The 17,952-nt window shown below is 58.2% G+C and carries 28 protein-coding genes; all 28 read left to right on the top strand.

Annotated features, from left to right (window positions below; genetic code table 11):
* The first annotated feature begins 56 nt into the window (after nt 1-56).
* A complete protein-coding gene (locus AC1DD5_RS02115) occupies nt 57-380 on the top strand; it encodes a hypothetical protein (RefSeq protein ID WP_477520491.1) in 324 nt (107 codons plus the stop codon).
* The gene (locus tag AC1DD5_RS02110) at nt 377-1,573 is read left to right on the top strand and encodes a DNA cytosine methyltransferase (protein WP_477520490.1); all 1,197 of its coding nucleotides are present in this window, start codon (nt 377-379) and stop codon (nt 1,571-1,573) included. Before AC1DD5_RS02115 ends, AC1DD5_RS02110 begins: the two co-directional genes overlap by 4 nt.
* Complete coding sequence (locus tag AC1DD5_RS02105; RefSeq protein ID WP_477520489.1) at nt 1,570-1,737, top strand: hypothetical protein; 168 nt, start codon at nt 1,570-1,572, stop codon at nt 1,735-1,737. The genes AC1DD5_RS02110 and AC1DD5_RS02105 overlap by 4 nt, the downstream gene beginning before the upstream one ends.
* A gap of 667 nt (nt 1,738-2,404) precedes the next feature.
* The gene (locus AC1DD5_RS02100; RefSeq protein WP_477520488.1) at nt 2,405-2,755 is read left to right on the top strand and encodes a hypothetical protein; all 351 of its coding nucleotides are present in this window, start codon (nt 2,405-2,407) and stop codon (nt 2,753-2,755) included.
* Nucleotides 2,752-3,168 (top strand): DUF4326 domain-containing protein, encoded by a 417-nt coding sequence (locus tag AC1DD5_RS02095; protein WP_477520487.1) that lies wholly within the window; start codon nt 2,752-2,754, stop codon nt 3,166-3,168. Before AC1DD5_RS02100 ends, AC1DD5_RS02095 begins: the two co-directional genes overlap by 4 nt.
* A gap of 74 nt (nt 3,169-3,242) precedes the next feature.
* A complete protein-coding gene (locus tag AC1DD5_RS02090; RefSeq protein WP_477520486.1) occupies nt 3,243-3,530 on the top strand; it encodes a hypothetical protein in 288 nt (95 codons plus the stop codon).
* Nucleotides 3,531-3,625: 95 nt separating this feature from the next.
* Nucleotides 3,626-3,769 carry a hypothetical protein gene (locus tag AC1DD5_RS02085; protein ID WP_477520485.1) on the top strand — a complete coding sequence of 48 codons (144 nt, stop codon included), beginning with the start codon at nt 3,626-3,628 and terminating at the stop codon, nt 3,767-3,769.
* The gene (locus AC1DD5_RS02080) at nt 3,766-3,957 is read left to right on the top strand and encodes a hypothetical protein (protein WP_477520484.1); all 192 of its coding nucleotides are present in this window, start codon (nt 3,766-3,768) and stop codon (nt 3,955-3,957) included. Before AC1DD5_RS02085 ends, AC1DD5_RS02080 begins: the two co-directional genes overlap by 4 nt.
* 112 nt (nt 3,958-4,069) lie before the next feature.
* On the top strand, nt 4,070-4,306 hold the full coding sequence (locus AC1DD5_RS02075) for a hypothetical protein (protein ID WP_477520483.1): 237 nt from the start codon (nt 4,070-4,072) through the stop codon (nt 4,304-4,306).
* A complete protein-coding gene (locus tag AC1DD5_RS02070; RefSeq protein WP_477520482.1) occupies nt 4,299-4,733 on the top strand; it encodes a hypothetical protein in 435 nt (144 codons plus the stop codon). Before AC1DD5_RS02075 ends, AC1DD5_RS02070 begins: the two co-directional genes overlap by 8 nt.
* Entirely contained in the window at nt 4,730-5,062 is a 333-nt protein-coding gene (locus AC1DD5_RS02065) for a hypothetical protein (protein ID WP_477520481.1), read from the top strand. Before AC1DD5_RS02070 ends, AC1DD5_RS02065 begins: the two co-directional genes overlap by 4 nt.
* Nucleotides 5,059-5,238: a hypothetical protein gene (locus tag AC1DD5_RS02060; RefSeq protein WP_477520480.1), complete on the top strand. Its 180-nt coding sequence runs from the start codon at nt 5,059-5,061 to the stop codon at nt 5,236-5,238. Before AC1DD5_RS02065 ends, AC1DD5_RS02060 begins: the two co-directional genes overlap by 4 nt.
* 134 nt (nt 5,239-5,372) lie before the next feature.
* Nucleotides 5,373-5,861, top strand: a complete 489-nt coding sequence (locus AC1DD5_RS02055) for a hypothetical protein (RefSeq protein ID WP_477520479.1) — start codon at nt 5,373-5,375, stop codon at nt 5,859-5,861.
* Between the two features lie 120 nt (nt 5,862-5,981).
* On the top strand, nt 5,982-6,665 hold the full coding sequence (locus AC1DD5_RS02050; protein WP_477520478.1) for a hypothetical protein: 684 nt from the start codon (nt 5,982-5,984) through the stop codon (nt 6,663-6,665).
* 146 nt (nt 6,666-6,811) lie between these two features.
* A complete protein-coding gene (locus AC1DD5_RS02045) occupies nt 6,812-7,270 on the top strand; it encodes a hypothetical protein (protein ID WP_477520477.1) in 459 nt (152 codons plus the stop codon).
* A gap of 13 nt (nt 7,271-7,283) precedes the next feature.
* Nucleotides 7,284-7,502 (top strand): hypothetical protein, encoded by a 219-nt coding sequence (locus tag AC1DD5_RS02040; protein WP_477520476.1) that lies wholly within the window; start codon nt 7,284-7,286, stop codon nt 7,500-7,502.
* 177 nt (nt 7,503-7,679) lie between these two features.
* Nucleotides 7,680-7,967, top strand: coding sequence for a DUF7455 domain-containing protein (locus AC1DD5_RS02035; protein ID WP_477520475.1), 288 nt, complete (start codon nt 7,680-7,682; stop codon nt 7,965-7,967).
* A 467-nt stretch (nt 7,968-8,434) separates the two neighbouring features.
* Nucleotides 8,435-8,635, top strand: coding sequence for a hypothetical protein (locus tag AC1DD5_RS02030; protein WP_477520474.1), 201 nt, complete (start codon nt 8,435-8,437; stop codon nt 8,633-8,635).
* Complete coding sequence (locus AC1DD5_RS02025; protein ID WP_477520473.1) at nt 8,636-9,436, top strand: ribonuclease H-like domain-containing protein; 801 nt, start codon at nt 8,636-8,638, stop codon at nt 9,434-9,436.
* 1,197 nt (nt 9,437-10,633) lie between these two features.
* Nucleotides 10,634-10,936 carry a type II toxin-antitoxin system VapB family antitoxin gene (locus AC1DD5_RS02020; protein ID WP_477520472.1) on the top strand — a complete coding sequence of 101 codons (303 nt, stop codon included), beginning with the start codon at nt 10,634-10,636 and terminating at the stop codon, nt 10,934-10,936.
* Complete coding sequence (locus tag AC1DD5_RS02015; RefSeq protein ID WP_477520471.1) at nt 10,933-11,214, top strand: HNH endonuclease; 282 nt, start codon at nt 10,933-10,935, stop codon at nt 11,212-11,214. The genes AC1DD5_RS02020 and AC1DD5_RS02015 overlap by 4 nt, the downstream gene beginning before the upstream one ends.
* A 152-nt stretch (nt 11,215-11,366) precedes the next feature.
* Nucleotides 11,367-11,663 carry a terminase small subunit gene (locus AC1DD5_RS02010; RefSeq protein ID WP_477520470.1) on the top strand — a complete coding sequence of 99 codons (297 nt, stop codon included), beginning with the start codon at nt 11,367-11,369 and terminating at the stop codon, nt 11,661-11,663.
* Complete coding sequence (locus AC1DD5_RS02005; protein ID WP_477520469.1) at nt 11,638-13,197, top strand: hypothetical protein; 1,560 nt, start codon at nt 11,638-11,640, stop codon at nt 13,195-13,197. The genes AC1DD5_RS02010 and AC1DD5_RS02005 overlap by 26 nt, the downstream gene beginning before the upstream one ends.
* An 8-nt stretch (nt 13,198-13,205) precedes the next feature.
* Nucleotides 13,206-13,433 (top strand): hypothetical protein, encoded by a 228-nt coding sequence (locus AC1DD5_RS02000; RefSeq protein WP_477520468.1) that lies wholly within the window; start codon nt 13,206-13,208, stop codon nt 13,431-13,433.
* Complete coding sequence (locus tag AC1DD5_RS01995; protein ID WP_477520467.1) at nt 13,430-15,412, top strand: phage portal protein; 1,983 nt, start codon at nt 13,430-13,432, stop codon at nt 15,410-15,412. Before AC1DD5_RS02000 ends, AC1DD5_RS01995 begins: the two co-directional genes overlap by 4 nt.
* A 2-nt stretch (nt 15,413-15,414) precedes the next feature.
* The gene (locus tag AC1DD5_RS01990; protein ID WP_477520466.1) at nt 15,415-16,422 is read left to right on the top strand and encodes a hypothetical protein; all 1,008 of its coding nucleotides are present in this window, start codon (nt 15,415-15,417) and stop codon (nt 16,420-16,422) included.
* A gap of 79 nt (nt 16,423-16,501) precedes the next feature.
* A complete protein-coding gene (locus AC1DD5_RS01985; protein ID WP_477520465.1) occupies nt 16,502-17,731 on the top strand; it encodes a phage major capsid protein in 1,230 nt (409 codons plus the stop codon).
* Nucleotides 17,732-17,807: 76 nt separating this feature from the next.
* Nucleotides 17,808-17,951, top strand: a complete 144-nt coding sequence (locus tag AC1DD5_RS01980) for a hypothetical protein (protein ID WP_477520464.1) — start codon at nt 17,808-17,810, stop codon at nt 17,949-17,951.
* The last annotated feature ends 1 nt before the right edge of the window (nt 17,952 follow it).

The following is a 17,952-nucleotide window of genomic DNA, read 5'->3' as shown; positions in this document are numbered from 1 at the left end:
CAAAAACCGACCGCACCCACTGCCGCGACTGCAAACCCTACAAGGAGGACTAGCAAATGGCCGGATACGAATACCGCGGCACAGACTCAATCCGCGCCGCCAAAGAACGCAAACAACGCCTCCAAGCCGAACTAGAAGCAGCGCGCCAAGCACACAAAGAAGCACAACGCCTCAACCGCGAAAACCAGCGCATCGAACGCCGCATCATCGAAACCCAAAACCGCACCGCCCAACTAGTCGAAACCCCTGTACGCCAACGCCGCGAACCACTCCCCGAACCACGATACGGCGGACCACAAGGCCTACTCGCAGCCGTAGCCGAAATCAAAGAACACAACGAACGAAAAAACCACGGCTACCCACAGGAGATCGCAGCATGAAACTTGGCGAGCTGTGCGCAGGGTACGGCGGTTTGGGCATGGCTGTTGAAGAAGTCTTCGGCGCCGAACTTGCCTGGGTATCAGAGTTTGACGAAGCCCCCAGCAAAATCCTCGCCCACCACTGGCCCAACGTCCCCAACCACGGCGACATGACCAAAATCGACTGGGCAGCAATCGAACCCGTGGACATAATCAGCGGCGGAACCCCCTGCCAAGACCTCAGCGGAGCCGGCCGACGCAAAGGCATGACAGAAGGAACGCGCTCTAACCTATGGGTTCAAATGCGCGAAGCAATCGCAACCATCCGGCCCCAATACGTGGTCTGGGAAAACGTGAGAGGGGCATACAGTGCCACAGCCGATAGCGATCTGGAACAGTGCCCGCGATGCATGGGAGACGCCGCAGACGGAAGGGCTGTTCTGCGAGCACTTGGACGTGTACTCGGGGACCTTTCCGACCTCGGGTATGACGCTCAATGGCGTGGCCTACGAGCTGCCGACGTGGGAGCCTGCCATGGACGGTTCAGGGTCTTCGTCCTTGCTCAAGACCCCAACCACGCAGCTCGCGATAAACGGAGGCTCGCAACACCCCGACAAACGCAAAGCTGGAGGTCACGGCCCCACCCTGGCGGACGAGGTCGAACACTTACTCCCTACCCCAGCGGCAGCCGACTCGACCGGAGGGCGAATATCCAAGGAGAAGGGCGGGACGAGGGACTCTGGAGCGAAGAGGTCAATCACGCTTGCAACAGCGATTCACCACGACGTGACTCTACTGCCGACGCCAAGCGCCTGTGTGGCGAACGATGGCGAGTCTACGGAGACCTGGTTGGCGCGACGGGAACGAGTGAAACTGACGGCGGTGAACGGGAATGGAATGGGAATGCCGCTGACAATAGCCAGTCTGTTGATTGGGGAGAATACGAATCAGCAATCCGGCGATGGGAAGTCGAACTCGGAAGGCCATCTCCTAGGCCAACAGAACCTACTGGACGAAATCAGGGACATCGCCTGAGCCCCAGGTTCACCGAGTGGATGATGGGCCTCCCTGACGGCTGGGTTACGGATCCTGCCATTGGGATCAGCCGCAACGAGCAGCTCAAGGCGTGCGGAAACGGCGTCGTCCCACAGCAAGCTATGGCCGCAATCCGAGACATGTTGAACGCATTCCAGGCGGAGGGGATCGAAGCGTGAAAAAAGTAACTGCCGCAGCAGCAGAGGCCGCACTTAGAACCATATGCGATCAAGATGGAATCGACTACGAGCAATTAAAGAACTTCGAGCGCGGAGAGTACCAGGACTGGCTCGGGTGGCTACAAAAACCGCTGGAATCTGCGATAAACGCTGGAGACTCATGACCGCCGCGTCTGACCGGGAGCGCCGGCAGTCACGCAAGCAAGCGGACGGGGCGCGGAAACAAGCCATGCGGGACGAGCGGGAGAGGGGTAAGCCTAGTGGGGCTAGAGACAGGCGTTGAGTGGGTTCGTTGGGACGCGAGTATCTACCGGAACCCGAAGGTGTTGCGGTTGCTGGGGTTGCCGTCAGGGCACAAGACGTTCGTTGCTTACGCGTTTTCGTTGGCTTATGCGGGCGAGAACGGATGCACGGGGATAATCCCGAAGCTCGCGTTACCGGTCCTGCAAGCAACAACTAAGGACGCGAAACGGTTGGAGGAAGCGGACTTGTGGGAGCCAATCAAAGAGGGCTGGTACATCCACGACTGGCACGTTTACCAGCCGACTGTCGAGTACCTGCAACGCCGCACAAAGGCGGGCAGGGAAGGCGCTAAAGCCAGGTGGGCTAAGAAGTCAGCGAAACCATCCGACCCGGCGCAGGACAGCCCCGGCGAACCACCAATCTGACGATGCGATTCGTATGCGATTCGCATAGCGAAAGGCAGTCCGGATCGGTATGCACGTTAACGTATAACGCTTACGCGCCGCGTCTCACCTCCCGCTTTTCAAAAAAGATTGGGCTGCTTTCCGCCGCCGATGTCACTTAAGTTACATGCGAGGTCTCGAAATTATGGCTTACAAATTTGATGAACATGATGCTTCTGATCTGTCCCGGATTATTCGTCGCCGCCGTCCTGGTTGGAACCATAACGGGATCATGGGGCAGCTACAGCAAGCAGCGGAACGTGGCGCTTCACTCACTCAGGTGACGGCGGCGGCGGAAAGAACTTGGATGAATGAGAAGGCTAAAACCCCGGCAGCGTTGTTGTGGCCGGAGCATTGGGAGGAAGCGAAGGGGAAGGCCTTGAACATGAGTGGTGAGCGGTTGTGTGCTGGTTGTAACCCGGCACGTAAGCACCCGGTTGGCGAGATGGTGCGGTCAACGTCTGGTTCCTGGTTCTGCCGGGAGTGCGCCGAATGACTATCAACGAAAGAGAAGAAATGATGAAGCCACAGAGGATCCAACGTAGGCGCACTAAGGGTTGGCGAATGCCAGAGAACACCGTGAGCGTCTGCCGCCCCGGAAAGTGGGGCAACCCTTTCAAGATGGTTGGCCTCAAGTGCGGGTGCTGGGAAGTCGTGGATGAGAATGATGTCACTTACCTGCTGGACATGCGGCACCACCCCGAAGGCAAGCATGAGCCCGTAACTACCCAGCGATATGCAGCAAGAGAAGCTACGGACCTGTTCCGATCTTTGTTCACTGGACATCGAGTTTTTCAGGAGCGCGAAGTGGAAGACCTTCTGGATCTTCAAGGGAAGAATCTTGCCTGCTTCTGCCCGCCAGATCAGCCCTGCCACGGGGATGTTCTGCTGGAACTGGCGAACCAATGAGCCGGTCTAGGGCTAGTGCTAAGGCTGCTGGGTCACGGTTTGAGCGGCTAGTAGCAGACTACTTGGCTGTGCATGTGTCGGATGTGATTGACCGGCGCGTGAAGACGGGCAGCGCGGATAAGGGTGACATTGGCGGGGTTCGTGTGCATGGTCGCAGGGTTGCTGTTGAGTGCAAGGATGTGGCAAAGATGAACCTCGCGGGCTGGGTCACGGAAGCCTCTGCGGAGCGTGTGAATGATGACGCTTTGGTTGGTGTTGTGGTTCATAAACGCCGCGGCAAGGGATCCGCTGGCGACCAGTACGTGACCCTCACCCTGGATGATTTGATCGCGTTGCTTACCGGCAAAAGACCCGAACTTTAGCGAACCCAGCCAGTGAACTTTGGTGCAATATCGGGTACACTTGGTTACATCGGGGTGGACGTGAGCAGCCAGCCCAAGAGCGTAAGAAGCCAGCCATGAGCACCCACCCTGAACACCACAAACTCACCCACTTGTTTGAGCTGATCGACGGACTGGACGAAGGCGCCCAATGGGCGCTCATCCGGGAACTCAAACTCACCGCCCACACCGTAGCCAAAGACATGGAGAACCAGATATGAGCATCCAGCGTGTAAAGGATTTCGTTGAGGGCTACGTGACAGGCCTCGATTTCATGACCTCAAACAGTGACCTGAAAGCCAATGAGTATCAGCTAGGGTTTCGGCACGCGTTTGATGCTATCGCAGGGTTCCTTGATGACATCGAAGCCCAGGATATTGAAGCTGGCATCGCCAAGGACGCGTCATGACCGCCGCTGAGTCCGCCCACCTCGCCACACTCCCCCCGCATTTGGCCGCGAAACTCCGCAACCTCCCCCCGGAACAACTCACCCAACTACTCACAACCAAGGAACCCACCAAATGAGCGAAGAACAGAACCGTGAGTGGGGTGTGACGTATGCGGATGAACGCGGCGACCTCCACACCGAATGGGGCTACACGCGGAACCCGTTCGATCAGATCGACAAAGACGGCGAAATCCAAGTAGGCAAACGCGGATGGGGCAAGGTCTACGAAATCAAGTCCCGCCCACTCGCCACCGAAACAACCGAATGGCAGTCCGATGACTGCCCATGGAAGGTGTCCTCTGATGACTGATTTGCGGGCCCTCCTGGCACCCATCCGGGAACGACTGGCAGCAGCAACACCCGGACCATGGGAAGCGCGTGACATGCCAATGCCGGGAGCCACCATTGACGAGTGGTTCGTTCGTGAGATCGTCCACCCCAACCCCGGATTCCATCCCTTCAACGTCCTCAAAGTCAGGGGCGCCTCGAACGCGGCTCGTGAGTGCTGCTGGCCTCCGAACATTTCCGATGCCAAGTTGATCGCAAACGCGCCTGCGGACCTGTCCCGCCTACTCGCCGCCATCGAAGCCGTGGTGTCAGAGTGTGACCAGATGGATGAGGTGGTTGCAATCAGGTCTGGCATTCCGGCCACTAAGAGCTGGCAAGCCAACCTCATCCGTACCGCTCTTGCCGCCGCTTTGGGGTCTGACACCACAAACCAGGAAGGAACACAATGAACGCGAGAGATGAGCTAGCTGACGCTATCCACGGTAAGCCTGCATCGCTGAGTAGGCCGTCACTGATAAACGCTAACGCGGCGTACAAGCTCGCGGGCGAACTTGTAAACGATGGCTGGGCGAAAAGGCGCGCCATCACCACGACAGTGGAATTGGATGCGCTCCCCGTGCTGAGCAGTGTGATGTGCTTCGATGCGCGGGGCGACGGTTACCCGGCACAGCGCGGCGAGGCCGGGTGGAAGCTCCCCTTCATCGACCAGCTATGGACTTCTCAGGAAATCCTAGACGGGTGCGAATCCGTGATGCTCCTTCATGAGGGGCAGGCATGAGCGACCCGGAGCAGTGCCGGCCCTGCACTGAGGGTGCGTTCAAAGTCAGCCCAGCCGAGGATGTGCCGCTCTGCCAAGGCCACTGGAACGCGTTCATCAACACCTACATGCAAGGCGACGGAATGGGCGGCCTAACCATCAACGCACCCTGCAACGCGCACCTGATCAGCGCATGAGTGTGTCGAGGCCGCATTGCCCGTCGTGTCAGCATCACCACCACGAACGGTGCACGGCCATCACCCACCACCCAGTAACGGACGGCGCCCACAAATGCGGCTGCGTCAGAGCCGCCTCAACCTAAGGACCACTATTGCTGTTCTGGATCATCATCGTTCTCGTCATCGCCGCAACCGCCTACGCCATATGGCAGGGATACGACTGGGTTGACGGCATCCCAGTACTGTTCCTCACCAGCATTGCAGGGCTAGTCATCCTGTTCCTAACCGCCGTGTTCATCCCCTGCAACGTGGACCTCGTCAACGAAAAGACCGCTGGCCTGAAAGCACTTGGCACATCATCGAAAGCTCAGGGCAGGTTCTTTCTTGGCTCCGGATATGTCGATGGCAAGCGAGTTCTCAACTACATTCAGCAAGCCGATGACGGGGCTATGAAGGTCAGCCAAACAGAAGCTGATGACGCCCTCATCTTCGAGGGTTCAGACAGCGCCACGGTCACCACGAAGCACTACGACTACAACAATGGCTGGATCATCCCGTGGCCGATTGGCAGTACTGACAAGTATGACTTTCACGTTCCCAGCGGCTCCGTCACGGAGTCCTACACCATCGACAACGAGTAGGGATCCCCGATGATTTGCCGTTGCGGTAACGAGACGAGCGCGTGGTTGTGCCCAACGTGTGTCACCAAGCTTGGGTATTTGATTGTGCGGGTGGATGCGGTGGTTGCTGAGGTTCGTGCCGTGATCCCGAGGCTGACGTTGACGGCGACGTATGGTGACCGTGCGCCTGGGGTGAGGGCGCAACACGCACCCGCCCCCGTGAGTGTGGATGCTGTTTCAAGTCTGGATGCGTTGCAACGATGGATGCTCAACACCTGCCTCCGACTCGCTGAGATAACCCGCAAACCCTTGACCGGCAAAACACACGAACTGCTCGGCTCCTACCTCATCGCCAACATGCCACGACTCGTCACACTCTCATGGGCGCCCGACCTGTTCGCGCAGCTCGAAACGTTGGTCAAGGACTGCGAACGGATCACCGCCGTCCACGACCCCAAAGTATTCGCCGGCAGATGCGCGAACTGCGACAGCGACCTCTACGCCGTCAAAGGCCAACCAGAAGCGCGCTGCGGCACATGCTCCGAAACATACGAGGTACTGACGTGGCGGAACTTCGCAAAGAGCCTGTTCGGGCAACACGTAGGCACACCAACCGACCTATCCCGGAAACTATCCACACCCGAGTACGGGATAGAAGTCACCGCTGACAGGATCCGCAAATGGGCGCGCAGAGACAAACTCGAACGCGCCAACCCATCCCAAGACGAAGCAGGCGAACAAATCCCGCCCGCATACCGCCTCAACGACGTACTAGACCTCTACAACCAAACACGACGCAAACCACTCGACGGGACAGCAGCATGAGTTGCTACGACATGCCTGCGGACCGCTCCTGGTGCGGCATCCACCGCTGCTGCCGAGAAGCAAGCCATGACGGCCCCTGCGAAGTGGACATAACCGAACTTGACCTAGAACAACTCGAAGCCATCAGAACAAGTAGGGGAAGCAGCATGAACAACGAGACGAACAGGCTGGCGCAAATCATAGGGCGCGCTGCGGATAAGTACCGTGGGCTTGCCGGTTTGCGCCCGACCGAGCAGGACAAAGCCGCCGCGTTGGCCATCGAAGCTGAGTACCTGTTCATCCGCCGCGACGAACTACCGGCCACCACGATCCTCCACAAACAAACCGGCCCGGAACTTGAAGTTGAAGGCGCCGAGATAGGCACATGGCCCCTCAAGCACCCGAAGAACACCGCCGAACAGCAACGCAAATACGCCCTCGAATACCTCGCCGCGCACATCGCCATCCAACAATGGCACGACGACGCACTGGAGAGGCGCCGGGATGAGTTGGCGCGACAATTCGCCAACGACAAAACCAGCTACAACAACGGCATCAGCCCAGCACTACAAGCAGCCATCGACCGCATCATCGAACTTGAGGCTTCCCGTGCTGACGTGGTTTGAGAAGCTGCCAAACATGGACGCGTACCGTGTAGGAGGACACTTCGCCCCATACGCAGTCCTCGCCAGGAATGTCAGGTTCAGCGATGCGGAACTAGCAGCGGAGTACTGGGCCGCTGATGCCGAATGCGCTCACTCATGGGTAGACGGCGAGCACACCGAGCAGATGCAAGGCAGATTCGAAACAATCGAACGCTTCGCCACGCACCCCCATGACACCCTAAGTGAACTTTGATGTACTAAGGGTTGCACTAAAGTGCTCTGTCCTGCTATATTTTTAGTATGCGGTCATTAGCTCCTGAGCGAGCCGATCCGCATACCCCCACGCAAGGCCCTGACTTGTAACGCTGGACGATGAATAGGCCAGCCAAGCCGGGGCCTTTTGCGTACCCACGCACGGGAGGCCCCCGCCATGGCTGCTGATCTAGACAAGCCCAGCTTGAACGCGTCACACCGCTGCGATGCTTGCGGGTCAAGAGCTTACGTGCGAGTCAATATCGAAACCGGCATCAATGACGCCGGCTACGTGGACAACGGTGAACTTTTTTGGTGCTGCCATCACGCGCGGGAACACATGCCAGTGATCAAGGCCCGGTCCATTGTGCTTCACATCCTGGACGAAACCCGGTTCCTAACGGAGCACGTGAAAGATGATGGGCATGTTATTGAAGGTCAAGCAGCGAAGAGGCCCGGAACGTGACCTATAAGCACACCCCGAGTATCCGGACCATAGCTGAAACCGCTGACACGGAAATGCTCACCGGCTGCATCACACACCTCGACAGCACGCTAGACCGGCTCCAAACCGCGTCCGCACGCCTAGCCGTCATGCGAGCCATCCAAAACTTGAACGGCGCCCGAAAAAACATCGGACCCAAATAAACTTCCTGCGCTGGTAAAAAGCGACGACGCACCCCCTGGTTTCCGTCGCTCCAAGCCCACGCCGCTGCTCATCGGAAGATGGGCTGCCAGCGCAGGAACAAACTTTCCCTCGTCCCGCTGGGCGAACTGGCGGGTAACTGGCCAGACGAGGGGAAATCACGTACCCGAAACGTATAGCCCCCACGGGAGAGCATCAGCCGGGAACGCAACACCGGAACTTACGACCAAGTTCACCGGAAGCACCAAAGAACGGTCACCTTTCACCCCTTGAGCAAGGAGCATGAAATGAGCAGAACAAAAGGCTGCGTCATCAGCCGCGTCATGGGACAAGGCGACAACGCCGACCGTGAAGCACTCCAAACCCTGCTCAACTCCGAACAAACCCACATCGGCGTCGCACGCACACTCACCGACGCGGGCGTACACATCAGTGAGCACGCCATACGCAGGCACCGCAAAGCTGACTGCTCATGCGGGTGGCTCTAAATGGGTGACCTCGCCAAGAAGCTAGCACCCAAGATCGCACCCAAAGCGCGTGAGAGTGTCCGCATCCTCACCCTGGACATTGAGAACGCACCCAACCTCGCCCACGTCTGGGGATTGTTCAATCAGAACGTCAGCCTCAGCCAGTTGCAGGAAACAGCGACCGTCATCAGTGTTGCGGCGAAGTGGTACGACTCCAAAGACGTGCTGTTCTTCTCTGACCATCATGATGGTCACACAGAGATGATTCACAAGATACACGCGCTCGTGTCTGAGGCTGACCTCATTGTCGGGTACAACAGTGCCGGGTTCGACATGAAACACCTCAACCGTGAGTTCATCCTGGCTGGCCTGAACCCGCCCGCACCATACAAGAATGTTGACTTGCTCCTGACGGTTCGCAAGCAGTTCAAGTTCGCGTCCGGGAAGCTCGACCACGTTGCCCAGCAGCTCGGGCTAGGTGCCAAAACGCAGCACACCGGCCATGACCTGTGGGTTCGGTGCATGCGCGGTGACGACGCTGCATGGGATTTGATGCGCAAGTACAACAAGCAAGACGTTGTACTCACCGAGAAGCTGTACGACCGTTTGCGTGCATGGATCCCCAACCACCCGCACCTGTCCATGTGGACCGGCAACGAGTGGGGATGCCCGGTATGCGGCAACACCGACCTGTCCAAGTTTAGGGCTGGCACGTCCTACGCCAACGTCCAACGCTACCGCCTCTACCAATGCCCATGCGGCCACTGGGTACGAGGCAACCGCAAACTGTTGGATGCCACGCAAACCAGGAGCGCACGATGAGAATCGGTAACTGGCCGGATCCGATGTGATCCGCCCGTTGCTGTACCACAAGCCGCGCAAATGGATCCGCACATGGGGATTACGCAAAGGTAGCGGAACCACCACGAATATAACCAAAGTCAGCAAAAAGCGGAAATGGTTATTATCCGAGAACCGATAAGCCGTGTTGCCGTACGTGCACATCCCCAAATGACGCCGTACGACAACACGAAGCCGAAACAATAGCCAAACGGCTAGAGTTCCGGCACGCACCAACTCATAACTGAATAGCCCGCGAACATGAGCGCGGGAGGGCTGACGGTTTGTAAGCCGCAACAGCGGGTGGTGCAATTCCCCCGCAGCCCACAACGAAAGCATGACGGCAGGTAGGACCGCATGGGTCACTACCGCAGCAACGGACACGCTGCCATCTAGGTCATGCGAGTAGGACCCGGCGCCACTACCAAACCATGACTGCGTGCAGATCATCACATGGCAAGCGCCGGGTAATCATTACGTGCGAAGAATCGGGCGCTTTCTTTACACGTCACAGCGAACTGTAAAAACGTTTGACACATGGAGGCTGTGATGTCCAAAGGGGACCGCGACCACCGCAAGCGCCTGCGCTCAACCAAACGATGCCCAGAAGCGCAGAACGGCGGATGCGCATACTGCATCACCGGAACCTGCAAACGAGCCGCACGCCGCAAGGACAGGCACGCAGGCAAAGCAGAGACGAGGCTGTGATGCTCACTGGTCAGATCGGTTTGGTGGCGGACAAGCGTTTCTGGATGGGCCGTGCGATACTCCGCATCACAGGTTGGCGCTACCACCATGTTGTTGTGGCTATCAGTGACACGCACTGCATCAGCTCCGAACCAGGAGGCACACGACGCAGACTAATCAGCGACTACCCCAGTGTTATGTGGTCCAACTATGCGATGACCGAGAAGCAAGCACACCTTGTTGCTGGGATTGCTGAGTTCAGTATCGGCGTCAGATACGACTACCTATCATGCATCAGTCACGCAATCGCAGCCATCACCCGCACTGACACGCCACTCTGGTTACAACGCTGGCTAGCAGACCGTGCACCCACAACATGTAGTGCACTAGCCAAGGTAGCGATAGACGCGGCAGGGCTACGCACACCACACGCACCACTACCCACACCCAACGACTGGGAACTCTACTTCAAGACGCGCGGGTGGAACTGAAATGTTCAAAGCCATCATCAGCCGCGACAACGGCGAGCCCTGGGGCAATACCAACATGACCACCACCAAATGGTTACAACAACCCACCCAAACATTCCACATCACAGACCTCATCGCCACACAACCAAGCGTCCTACTCCACGCACTAACAGACACGCACCAAACACACGGCCAAGATAAATACCCGCACGTCATCCAATGGCAAGGCAACACCTACCTAGAAGACGGACACCACAGAGTAGTACGGGCAGCACTCAATGGGGAACGCACAGTAGAAGCACGAGTGCTTGAGGTCGCCGCTTGAGTAAGAACGCCGGCCGATCAGGTAGCAACTGGCGCAACCTCGTAGCCAACCAACGAGCCAAGCAACTCGGCTGCTGCATCTGTAGACAACCCATCGACTACACACTCAAGTACCCACACGAAGACAGCTTCAGCGTCGAGCACATCAAGCCATGGTCAACCCACCCAGAACTAAGGGAAGAACCAAGCAACCTCGACAGCGCACACCTACGCTGCAACAAAGCCAAACAAGACAAGACAGACAAGCCCGACCTAGGCAACACATCACGCAACTGGTAGCCCCCCCACCCCCACCCCCTAGCGGCAAATCAAGACGCGGGGGGTGGGAGGTAAAAATCTCTGACGGGAAATCGTCCAGTCGGCTTCGCCGGGTAGTCAACTCCCCCTCCCTGAGCTATAGGGGGGTCGCGCGCGCGTTATAAGGAGGGCTTATGCCTAGTGAGAGCGTTGTGGAGGCTACTGAGCGTTCCATCAGGGCGGCTACCCACTTGACTGACCTTGACGCTGGCGCGGTCGCTGCGTTGCGGGCGTTGGCGGTTCGGATTGGTACGGCTGATCCGGAGAAGGACAACGTTACGTTGCCGACTTATCTGAAGTTTTGTGATGCGTTACGGCTTACGCCGGCTTCGCGTGGTGTGACGGTTGGGGAGTCTGAGGCGAAGGGCAAGCTTGCGAATCTGCGTGCGTTGAGAGGCGGTAAGAATGACACCGCCGAAGGAACGGGCTAAGCGGTACGGGTCTGAGGTTCCACGGATTTTCACGCCTCCGCTGCGTGAGCTGACGCCGGAAACCTCGAAGGGGTTTGAGTGCATCCAGTTTGCTGAGGATGTGCTGGGCGTGACGCTGCTGCCGTGGCAGAAGTGGTTGCTGATCCACGCGCTTGAGGTTTTGGATGACGGGTCGTACCGTTTCCGGACTGTGATCTTGTTGGTGGCTCGTCAGAATGGCAAGTCCACGCTGATGCAGGTGTTGTCGCTCTGGCGCATGTATGTGGACGCGGCGAAGCTGATCATTGGTACTGCGCAGAATCTTGACATTGCTGAAGAGCAGTGGCAGGGCGCGGTTGAACTGGCTGAGGGCGTACCTGAGTTGGCTGAGGAAATCTCGAAGGTCAACAAGACCAACGGCAAGAAAGCCTTGGAGCTTGAGTCTGGTGAGCGGTACAAGGTGGCTGCGGCGAACCGTAAGGGTGGCCGTGGTTTGTCTGGTGATCTTGTGCTCATGGATGAGTTGCGTGAGCATACTAACTGGGATTCATGGTCCGCTGTTTCTAAGACGACGCTGGCCCGGTTTTATGCGCAGGTGTGGGCGGCGAGTAACGCTGGTGACGCTGCTTCGATTGTTCTGCGCTTCCTTCGCAAGCTTGCGCATACGGCGTTGGGTAACCCTGACGGCCTAGATGATGTGGGCTTGGTTGCGGATCCTGAAGGCGATGATGCCGAGGACGGCGATTCGCTGGGGATCTTTGAGTGGTCGGCGCGTCCTGGTGTGTCGATTTGGGATCGTGATGGGTGGGCTGAGGCTAACCCATCACTTGGCTACACGCTGACTGAGAAGGCTATTGCGTCTGCGGCTAGGACTGACCCTGAGGGTATTTTCCGTACTGAGTGTTTGTGTCAGTGGTTGGATACGACTGCTGACGGGCCGTTCCCTGAGGGTTCGTGGGAGGCCGCGAAGGATCCTGGCTCGGCTATCGCGGGCAAGTACGTGTTCTGTGTGGATGTGTCTTGGGATCGTTCGACGGCTCATATCGGTGTTGCTGGTTTCCGTGAGGATGGCCTACTCCATGTGGAGGTTGTGGCGTCTCGTTCTGGTACTGCTTGGGTGAAGCCATGGTTTGAGGAACGCGCTAAGCAGGAGAACCTGTTTGGTGTGACGTTGCAGCAGAACGGCGCCCCGGCCTCGTCGCTGGTTTCGGAGCTTGAGACTATCCCTGGCCTGAATGTTATCCCGTGGGCTGGCAGTGACTTGGGCCGTGGTACGGGCATGTTCTATGACCGCGTGCGGGGCTTGGATGAGGCATCTGATACTCCGGGTGATAAGCCGCTGATTCGTCATCGTGGGCAGCCTGTGTTGGATGTGGCTGCTGCTGTGGCTGTGACTAAGCCTGCTGGTGATGCGTGGTTGTGGGATCGGGGCAAGTCGCCGGTTGATATTAGCCCGCTGGTTGCTGTGACTGGCGCGTCTTGGGCGTTCCTAGTTCACGCGACGGTTGTGAAGAAGCGCAGCAAGTATGAAGACGAAGACCTTTTGACTATTTAGGAGTTGCGATGAACCGCAGGGACAGGCTGCTTCGTGCGGCTCATTTGGAGCGGTTCGTGGTCACTCTTACTACCGGTGAGACGTTCGACGGGTTACTGGCTGACGCGGATGACAACAGTGTGAAGCTGGTCGGTGCGTACGCGGTCAGCGAGAAGGAAACAGTCCAGGTTGACGGCGATTTGTATTTGCCCCGCGACAAGGTCGCTTACATGCAGAACCCTGGGGGTAGGCCGTGATCATTTCTGATGGCAAGGCTTTGGGGTTCGCCCCACAGGCCCTTGGTGAGACAGTCCCGTCACTGAGTAACGGCTACTTCTACTCTGCTAACGGTATGTCCCTTTCTGGGATTACGGCGACGTATGGGGCGCTGTATAAGGCTCAGCCGTCTGTGGCTACGGTGGTGGATAAGATCGCGGCGTCTGCTGCCCGGTTGTCGGTGAAGGTGTGGGATAACACGCCTAAGACCGGACGCGTAGTGGATACCGTCTCACCGCTCGCCACTCTCATCTCGAACCCTTGCACAGCGATGTCGCCGTTCAGTTTTTATCGCTGGACGATGGCGACGTATGAGATTTACGGCGAGGCGTTCTGGTACAAGGTGCGTAACCCGCAGACGAAGCAGGTTACAAGCCTATTGCCGATGCACCCGTCACGGACGATGGTAAAGCGTGACGATGACGGGAAGCTTTGGTACACGTTCACTCTTGGCGTTGCATCGTCGGGTATTCTGACGGCGCCGGAGACTGATGTGGTTGCGTTTCTGCGTTATAACCCTGAGAACCTGATGCGTGGCTTGTCCAGGCTTGAACCTCTCCGTTCTACCTTGTTGAATGAGGACGCCTCAAGGCGTGCTACTCAGTCGTGGTGGAAGCGTGGGGCTCGCCCGTCTGTGGTCTTGAAGCACCCCGGCGAGTTGTCTCAGCAGGCTGCGGACAGGTTGCGGGCGTCGTTTGATGCCCGTCATGCGGGTGCTGACAACATGGGTGGCACGAACGTCCTTGAAGAGGGCCTTGACCTTCAGGTGATTCAGCTCAACGCCGAAGAGATGCAGTACATTGAATCGCGGAAGCTGAACATGCAGGAAGTGTGCATGGTCTTTGACGTGCCCCCGCCTGTCGTTCACATCCTGGACCATGCGACGTTCTCTAACATCACGGAGCAGATGCGTTCCATGTATCGGGACACGATGAGTCCGCGGCTGGAAGATATTGAATCAACGATTGACCGGTCACTGCGCTCAGAGTTTTACGCGCCCGGTGAGCGTGAGATTGAGTTTGACATGTCTGAGGTGTTGCGCGGCGACTATGAGACGCGTGTGGATAAGGCTTTGGCTGCACGTCAAGCGGGCCTCGTGACAGGCAATGAGGGGCGCGCCATCATTGGCGAGTCGTTGTCTGAGGATCCGGAGATGAACAAGATTTACGCGAACGCGGCTCTTGTTCCGTTGGGTGCGAATGCTGCTGCTCCGGTTGCAGCTGAGTCTGCCCCTGTGTTTGAGGCGGCGTCGAGTGCCAGCCCAAAAGCGTTGACGATTCGTTCCATCATGGGCCGAATCTCGCGCATCAAGGCCAATAAGTCGGCTGTCCGGGATCAGCTTGTGAAGGAACATGCTGACGCGCTGGTGAGGTTCTTCACGGATCAGCGGGACGCGGTTCTTGCGAAAGCTGGCCAGAAGGATGCTGGCGTGTTTGATCCTTCCGCTTGGGACGGGGATCTCGCAGGGATTTTGCAGACCTTGGGGGATGCTACGTCTAAGGCTGTGGGGGACGCTGCGGGCGCCGATCTTGGCGGGCAGTACAACCCGGAGGACATAGCGGATTGGATCGCGTCAGACGCGCAGGAATCGGCGTCGAACATCAACCAGGCGACGGCGGATCAGATTGATGCCGCGCTTGGTGACGATAACGACGTGGACGCTTTGAAGGCGTTCTTTGTCGCGTTGCTGGCTGGGCGTGCGGTTCAGATTGCTACGTCACGGGTTGCGACTATCGGGGGGCTTGCTTCTCAGGTTGCGGCACGGCAGAACAATGCCCGGACTAAGACGTGGGAAACGAACTCGGCTAATGCCCGCCCGTCTCATGAGGCCATGAGCGGCGAAACGGTTCCGCTCAATCAGCCCTTCAGCAACGGGATGAACGGCCCCGGAGATCCCACTGGCGGCGCGGACGAAGTAGCGGGTTGTACCTGCACTCTCTCATTCAGCAAGGAAGGCTAATCGTGAATATCACTAAGAAGGATGCCACGATCACCAATACGGACGATGCCTTCCCTGGCTCGTTTGAGGTGATTTTGTCGGCGCAGACGAAGGACCGTGACGGGGACACGCTGCTGAAGGATGGGTGGAAACTGCCGCTCCCTGAGCACATCACGTTCGATTCGGATCATGGGATGACGGTTGAGAAGACTGTTGGTTCTGGTGTTCCGAGGATTGATGAGGAAACCGGGAACCTGATCGTGTCAGGTACGTATTCCAGCCTGCCCCGTGCGCAGGAGGTCCGGACCCTTGTGAATGAGGGGCACATCCGGACAACGTCCGTTGCGTTCATGACGGAGAAGACGCAGAAGGACGGCGCGACTGTCACGCAGCGTGAACTTCTGAATGGTGCTTTCGTTGCGATCCCGTCGAATCGTGAAGCGCTGGTGTTGTCCTCGAAGGGTTTGAAGGCCGGTGCGCGTAACAGTAAGGCTGATGCGGAGAAGGTGCAGGGCATCCACGATCACGCCGCATCACTTGGCGCTGATTGTGTCGGCGCTCCGGGTAAGTCCTTCAAGCCTGACCCGGCTAAGACCAAATCCCTTGTTGGTTCCCTTGAAGCCGCTCAGGATCGCGTGCGTGACGCCGTGCAGGATGCCAATCCTGGCAAGTGGGCGTGGATCCGCGGCACCGTCCCTGATGGTAACGGCGGCGGGTATGTCGTCTTCGCCATCGAGGATCCCGAAACTTACGACTCTGACTTGTTCAAGCAGTCGTACACAGATGACGGGAGTGTGGCCACTCTGACGGGTGAAGCCGCTCCTGTGGATGTGCTGGAGACAGTAACGTCCGACCCTGATGAAGATGCAGCTGCTTCCGGCGCTGACCCTGCCCCCGTAGCCGGCGCCCCCGTGGCCCCCGCTGCCGGCGTTCGGTCTGCCCCCGTTGCTGACGCTGATTCTGACGCAGTAACGGTCAAGGAACTCGAAGAGCAAGCTCTCCGGATCCAGGCCGAGCAATTCATCAACTAATCACTTTCCGGGAACTCGAACCAACCGCCGCACATGGGCGGTTTTTTTGTGCCCAAAATTCTTGAAAGGAGACTGCCACATGTCGGCAGTTATCGAAGCTAAGCGCGCCATGGCGGAACTTGGCAACAAGGCTCAGGCTGTCCTGAAGGACGACACCCTGACCAACGCGGAGAAGAAGACCCGCCTGGATGCGTATCAGGCTGATCTGAAGTCTCACAGTGACACTATCGCTCTCCATGAGCAGGCTTCCCGCCTGATCGGTGGCGGCGAGGCTGCCCCTGAGGTTAAGGCTGCGGAGCGTGCTGAGGTTCGCTCGTTCGGTCGGTCCATTGTGGACTCTGATGGGTACAAGTCCATGCTGAACGGCCAGTCGAAGGGCGTCCAGGTTGAGGTCAAGACCGCGGCCACCATTGACGAGGGCACCGTCCCGGCGTTCAGCGGTGGTTCTGGTCTTGCCGGTCAGCTTGTCGCGCCGCAGTTCCTCCCCGGAATTGTGCCGCTGAAGTTCCAGCAGCTCACCATCGCTGATCTTCTGGCGCAGGGCACCACGGAATCTTCCGCGCTGACCTATGTCATTGAGGCCGCGTTCCAGGACCTCACCGCGACGGTTGCGGAGAAGGGCACCAAGCCGCAGCTTGACCTGACCCTCGCCCGCCGTCAGGATAACGTCGCGAAGATCGCAAACGTTGCGAAGGTCACGGACGAGATGTTCCAGGACGCAAGCCAGTTCGAGGCGTACCTGTCCAACCGTATGGTGTTCGGCGTGAAGCGTGCCGAGGAAGCGCAGTTGCTCAACGGTAACGGCACTTCCCCGAACCTTCAGGGAATCCTGAACCGTACCGGCCTCGCCACTACGGTTACAACCGCGGCGGGCTTGACCGCGGTGAAGGCGATGGAAGGTATCTTCAACCAGATCACCGCCTTGCGCGCCACGTCTTTTGTTGAGCCTGACGCGATTGTGATCCACCCGACTGACTGGCAGACGATCCGTCTCGGCAAGGACTCTCAGGGCCAGTACTACGCTGGTGGCCCGTTCACTGGGGCTTACGGCAACGGCGGTTACACGAACGTCGCTGACATCTGGGGCGTGAAGGCTGTCATCACGACCGCCATCGCTCAGGGCACCGTCCTCGTTGGTGGTTTCCAGGAGTCTGGTCAGGTGTTCCGCCGTCAGGGCATCACCTTGGAAATGACGAACTCCAACGTGGATGACTTCGTGAACAACCTCATCACTCTGCGCGCTGAAGAGCGTCTGGCGTTGGCTGTTTACCGTCCTGCCGGTTTCGGCAAGGTCGCACTGACCGCGTAGTTGGTTTTTGGGTGGGGTTGGCGTCTGCCGGCCCCACCCGCCCAACAACACCCCCAACAACTTTGAAGGAGGCCTAATGCCTACGGATTACGTCGAGGATTACGAAGAGCTGACCGGCAAGAAGCGCGGAGGCTTCACAGCTGAGACCAAGGTGGTCACCCCACCTGCCGAGGACACCCCGATTTTCAACGCCACTGAGGCTGAAACTAAGGCTGTGTAGC

This window comes from Paenarthrobacter sp. 10L420 (assembly GCF_056395385.1).
The sequence above is the reverse complement of the archived record's forward strand: the minus strand, read 5'-3'. Positions and strand labels throughout refer to the sequence as shown.